Origin of the sequence: Marinomonas balearica (genome assembly GCF_004362145.1) — a bacterium.
GTDB classification, from domain to species: domain Bacteria; phylum Pseudomonadota; class Gammaproteobacteria; order Pseudomonadales; family Marinomonadaceae; genus Marinomonas; species Marinomonas balearica.
Map to the genome: position 1 here is coordinate 504797 of NZ_SNXC01000010.1, position 372 is coordinate 505168.

At 46.0% G+C, this 372-nt stretch carries 1 protein-coding gene; it reads left to right on the forward strand.

Going from position 1 to position 372, the window contains the following annotated elements; translation table 11 throughout:
• Positions 1-372 (forward strand): Ig-like domain-containing protein (locus tag DFP79_RS07465; protein WP_133503315.1); only part of this gene is annotated, 372 nt, incomplete at both ends.

Below are 372 nucleotides of genomic sequence, written 5' to 3' on the forward strand. Positions count from 1 at the left end.
CACAGAAGATGATGTTATCAACGCTCAAGAAAGCGGCGAGACGATCTCTGTAACAGGTACTGCTAAAGATGGTGACATCGCTTCTGACGATAGAGTCGAAATGAGCATCAACGGCAAAGAATACAGCACCACTGTGAACGCAGATGGCACTTGGTCTGTTGATGTCGCGGGTTCTGATCTTGCAGCGGACACCGAGTTTGATGTTGTGGTCACATCAGAAGATGCGGCCGGTAATACTGTTGAGTCAACAGGAGCTTCTACTCATACAGTTGATGCCTCACCTCTTATTGTAAATTTAGATATTGACCCAATTACGGATGACTCTATTCTAAATGCTGCCGAAGCGGGTGGTAATGTCATTGTAACAGGTTC